Annotated in this window: 4 protein-coding genes and 2 pseudogenes; all 6 read left to right on the top strand. The window is 67.6% G+C overall.

All coding sequences use genetic code 11. From position 1 onward, the window contains the following. The coding region (locus V7116_RS17335) for a glutamyl-tRNA reductase (RefSeq protein WP_324393217.1) at positions 1-728 on the top strand (728 nt) is incomplete at its 5' end. Further along, a pseudogene (hemC, locus tag V7116_RS25850) lies at positions 729-1652 on the top strand (hydroxymethylbilane synthase). Further along, positions 1649-2422 (top strand): uroporphyrinogen-III synthase, encoded by a 774-nt coding sequence (locus V7116_RS17320; RefSeq protein ID WP_324393216.1) that lies wholly within the window; start codon positions 1649-1651, stop codon positions 2420-2422. The pseudogene hemC and the gene V7116_RS17320 overlap by 4 nt, the downstream one beginning before the upstream one ends. Continuing rightward, a complete protein-coding gene (gene hemB, locus V7116_RS17315; RefSeq protein ID WP_324393215.1) occupies positions 2419-3399 on the top strand; it encodes a porphobilinogen synthase in 981 nt (326 codons plus the stop codon). The genes V7116_RS17320 and hemB overlap by 4 nt, the downstream gene beginning before the upstream one ends. Before the next feature lie 3 nt (positions 3400-3402). After that, on the top strand, positions 3403-4485 hold the full coding sequence (gene nirD, locus V7116_RS17310) for a nitrite reductase small subunit NirD (protein ID WP_324393214.1): 1083 nt from the start codon (positions 3403-3405) through the stop codon (positions 4483-4485). Beyond that, a pseudogene (gene hemE / locus V7116_RS17305) lies at positions 4485-5194 on the top strand (uroporphyrinogen decarboxylase); the annotation flags it as partial. The gene nirD and the pseudogene hemE, both read left to right, overlap by 1 nt.

The raw sequence follows: 5194 nt of genomic DNA, 5'->3' as shown, positions 1-5194 counted from the left end.
CAGACCGGTCGATCGTGGTCATCGGCGCGGGCGAGATGGGGCAGACCATCGTCAAGGCGCTGGCGCAGCGCGGCCTGTCGCAGATCACCATCGTCAGCCGGACGTACGAAACGGCGCGACGGCTGGCCGAACTGTGGCAGGTGCGCGCCCGCCCGATCACCGAGCTGGGCGAGGCGATGGCCCGCGCGGACGTGGTCTTCACCACCTCGAACGCGCCGTTCACGATTTTGGCGGCGGCGGATATCGAGCCGGTGATGGCGCAGCGCGGCGGGCGGACGCTGTGCGTGGTGGATCTGGCCGTGCCGCGCGACGTGGAAAAAAACGTCGCGCAGATCCCCGGCGTGCTGCTGTATGACCTGGACGACTTGCAGCAGGTGATCGAGCAGACGCTGATGGGGCGCAAGCGAACGGTCCCGGAGGTGGAGCAGATCATCGAGGAAGAGATGGCCGCGTTCTCGCAGGAGCACTCGGCGCGGGCGATTGCGCCCACGATCCGCCAGCTGCGCGAGCGGGCGGAAGCGATGCGGCAGGCCGAACTGGAACGCGTCTATCACCGCCTGCCGGACGACGAGCACGCCCGCGCGCTGGTGGACCAGTTCAGCCAGCGCTTCATGAACAAGATGCTGCACCAACTGACCCATAATCTGAAGGTTAAGGCGGCGGGCGACGAAGCGATGCTGCTGGCCGCGATTGCGCGGGACCTGTTCGGTCTGGAGGATACGGCCTAGATGCAGCCTTTGACGACGATCCGGATCGGCACGCGCCGCAGCGCGCTGGCGCTGTGGCAGACGCATTACGTGCGGGATACGCTGCGCACGCTGTACCCGTCGCTGGCGGTGAACCTGGTGCACATGACCACGACCGGCGACCGCGTGATCGACCGCCCGCTGCCGGAGATCGGCGGCAAGGGCGTGTTCACGCAGGAATTGGAAGACGCGCTGCGGACGGGCGCAATCGATCTGGCGGTGCACAGTTTGAAGGACCTGCCGACCGAGATCGATCCGGCGTTCGTGATCGGGGCGATCCCGCCGCGCGCCGCGCCGTTCGATGCGCTGGTGAGCCGGGATGGGCACGGGCTGGCGGCGCTGCCCGAGGGCGCGACGATCGGCACGAGCAGCCTGCGGCGGCGGGCGCAGCTTCTGGCGGCGCGGCCCGATCTGCGCACGCAAGATCTGCGCGGCAACGTCGATACGCGGCTGCGCAAAGCCGCCGACCCCGAAGGGCCGTACGACGCGATCGTGCTGGCGGTGGCCGGGCTGCGCGGACGCGATCAGTGAGGTGCTCGACCGGGACGAGATTATGCTGCCCGCGCCGGGACAAGGTGCGATCGCGGTGCAGTGCCGCGCGGACGACGCGGCGACGCGGGACCTGCTGGCGGCGCTCGATCACCGCGCGACGCGGCTGGCGGTCGCGGCGGAACGCGCATTCCTGGTCGGGCTGGAAGCGGGATGCCGCCTGCCCGTCTCGGCCTATGCGACGCTAGCCGACGGCGAGATCCGCATGGTGGGGCGCGTGAGCGACCTGGACGGCGTGCAGCCGATCACCGTGCGCGGGACGGCGGTGACGCGCTTGGCGCGCGGCTGGCGGACGAAGCGCTGAGTCTGGGCGCGGCGGCGCTGCTGGATGCCGTGAAGCGAGGTCTGCCGGAATGATTTCTCCGCTGGCAGGCAAGCGCATTGTGATCACACGTCCGCCGCACAAGGCGCAGACGTTTGCGAACGTGCTGAAGACACTGGGCGCGGAACCGGTGGTGCTGCCGCTGATCGAGACGCGCGCCCCGCAGGACAGCGCGCCGCTCGACGAGGCGCTGCGCGCGCTGCCCCGGTATGACTGGGTGATCTTCACCAGCGCGAACGCGGTCGATTTCACGTTCCGGCGGATCGGGGCGCTGAAGATCGATCCGGCGGCGCTGGTTGGCATGCAGTTCGCGGCGATCGGCCCGGCGACGGCCAACGCACTGGAATCGCACGGCCTGATGCCTGCGCTGGTGCCGCGCGAGCACGTCGCGGAGGGGCTGTTCGCGGCGCTGAACGAGCATGTGACGCTCGACGGGATGCGCCTTTTGCTGCCCCAGGCGAACCGTGCGCGGCCTGTGCTGGCGGATCTGCTGCGCGAGGCGGGCGCAAGCGTAGACGCGGTGGTCGCGTACGACACCGTGCGCCCGGAGATCGATCCGGTGCTGCTGGCGCAGCCGGTGGACGCGATCACATTCACGAGTCCCTCGACGGTGCAGCACTTCGTGGAATCGTTCGACGATCCCCGCGCAATATTGGGCGGGGCGTTGGTGGCGTGCATTGGCCCCGTGTCGGCAGACGCGGCGCGCGCAGTCGGCCTGGAGCCGGACGTGGTCGCCAATCCGTACACGGTTGAAGGCTTGATCGTGGCACTCGAAAAGGCGTTTGAAAGGACTTCGGAAGCATGACATTCCCAACCGTGCGGTTGCGGCGACTGCGCACGACCCCCACGCTGCGGGCGATGGTGCGCGAAACGACGCTCGCCCCCTCCCAGTTCATTTATCCGCTGTTCGTGGTGCACGGCAGCGGCGTGTTCGACGAGATCTCGGCCATGCCGGGCGTGTACAACCAGTCGATCGACCAGCTCGCGCGCGAGGCGGAGTCCTTGGCCGAGTTGGGCATCCCGGCGGTGATGTTGTTCGGCGTGCCCGACCACAAAGACCCGACCGGCACGGAGAATTTCGCGGACGATGGGATCGTGCAGCAGGCGGTGCGCACGCTGAAGGCCGCCAACCCCGATCTGCTGGTGATGACCGACGTGTGCATGTGCGAATATACCGATCACGGGCACTGCGGGTTGATCCGCGACGGGGAGATCCTCAACGACGAGACGCTCGACGTGCTGGGCGCGGTGGCGCTGTCGCACGCGCAGGCCGGGGCGGATATGGTCGCACCCAGCGGCATGATGGACGGCATGGTGGGCGCGATCCGCGCGGCGCTGGACCGGGGCGGCTATCAAAACGTCAGCATCCTGTCGTATGCGGTCAAATATGCGAGCGGCTTTTACGGCCCGTTCCGCGAGGCGGCGCACAGCGCGCCCGCGTTTGGCGACCGGCGCACGCACCAGATGGACCCCGCCAACGTGCGCGAGGCACTGCGCGAGGCACAGCTCGACGTGGACGAGGGCGCGGACATGCTGATGGTCAAGCCCGCGCTGCCATACCTGGACGTGATCCGGCGCGTGAAGGATCGCTTCGACCTGCCGCTGGCCGCCTACAACGTCAGCGGCGAATACGCGATGATCAAGGCGGCGGCGCGCAACGGCTGGCTGGACGAGTCGCGCGTCGTGCTTGAAACGCTGACTGGCATCCGGCGGGCGGGCGCGGATCTGATTCTGACGTACCACGCCAAGGACGCGGCGCGCTGGCTGAAGGAGGCAGAGTGAGGCATGGAAGAAAACAAAACCACACGGCAGGTGGTGAAATACACCTTTTATAAGCTGGACGCGCTGGCCTTTTTGCGCCTGCCCGAAGAAAAGCAGCGCGCGGCCAAGCTGGATTTGATCGACACGGTGCGGACCTTCAACCGGCGTATGCTGCTGCGGTCGTATACGCTGGTGGGGATGCGCTCGGACGTGGACTTTTTGCTGTGGACCGTGGCGGAAGACGTCGAGCCGGTGCAAGAACTGGAAACGGCGATCCGCAACACGGCGCTGGGGCCGTTTCTGGACGTGCCGCGCTCGTTCCTATCGGGCACGAAGCGCAGCATCTACGACATCAGCCTGCCCGAAGACAGCGAGAAGGTCGATGCCGAGGCGCGCATCCGCATCGAGCCGAGCGGCTCGAAGTACCTGTTCGTGTACCCGTTCATCAAGACGCGCGCGTGGTATGCCCTCAGCCGCGAGGAGCGCCAGGAGATGATGACGGAACACATCCGCGTCGGGCGGCAGTACCCGAACGTACGTCTGAACACGACCTACTCCTACGGCATCGACGATCAGGAGTTCGTGGTTGCGTTCGAGGGCGACGATCCGCACGAGTTCGTGGATCTGGTGGCAGACCTGCGGCTGACGCAGGCCAGCATGTACACCCTGCGCGATACGCCGATGCACATCTGCCTGGCGATGCCGCTGGGCGAGGTGATGGACTCGATCGGCGGGGCGCACGTCAGCGATCTGGTGGACGAGGACGTGACCGAGGTCGGCGGGTGGCTGCCCGTCGCGCAGGAAGACGAGCTTGCGCCGGAATCGTCCAAACTGGTGTACTACGGCACGCAGCAGGTGGCGCTGTTCCGCGCCAACGGCGGGCTGTACGCGCTGAATAACCGCTGTCCCCACGCGCGCGGGCCGCTGTGCGAAGGCACGCTCAGCGAGAACGGGCATGGCCCTGCGGTCCGCTGCCCGTGGCACGAGGCACACTTCAAGCTGGAAACGGGCGAGGTGATCGATGGGCCATCGCCGCGCTCGGTCGAGACGTTCCGCGTCAAGGTCGAGGACGGCACGGTGTTCATCGCACGCGGCGAGGTGGAATGATGGACCAGTCCGACCGATTCTTACGGGCGTGCCGCCGCGAGCCGGTGGACACGACTCCGATCTGGTTGATGCGGCAGGCCGGGCGCTACATGCCCGAATACCGCGCGGTGCGCGCACAGCACTCGATGCTGGACGTGATCCGCACGCCGGAACTGGCGTGCGAGATCACCATGCAGCCGGTGAACGCCTTCGACCTGGACGCGGCGATCATCTTCGCGGACATTTTGCCGATCCTGATCGGCATGGGGCTGGATCTGGCATTCGTAAAGGGCGAAGGGCCGCAGCTTGGCAACGCGATCCGCACCCCCGCCGACGTGGACGCGCTGCGCACGCCGTCCGCGCAGGAGAATTTGCCGTACACGCTGGAAGCGATCCGGCTGGCGCGGCGCGAGCTGGACGGGCGCATCCCGCTGATCGGCTTTTCCGGCGCGCCGTTTACGCTGGCGAGTTACGCCATCGAGGGCGGCGGGTCGAAGAACCACGTCAAGGTGAAGTCGTTCATGCTGAGCGAGCCGGACGCCTGGGCGCGCCTGATGGATAAGCTGGCGACGGTCGTCGCGGACTACCTCGTGGCGCAGGTCGAGGCGGGCGCGCAGACGGTGCAGGTCTTCGACAGTTGGGCGGGCGTGCTCGCCCCCGGCGATTACCGCGCGTACGTGCTGCCGTATACGCAGCGGGTGATCGCGCAGGTCAAGGCGACCGGCGTGCC

The sequence above is a fragment of the Aggregatilinea sp. genome (assembly GCF_036822615.1).
Classification (GTDB): Bacteria; Chloroflexota; Anaerolineae; order Aggregatilineales; family Aggregatilineaceae; genus Aggregatilinea.
Note: the sequence above shows the minus strand (reverse complement) of the source record. Positions and strands in the feature narration are given on the sequence as shown.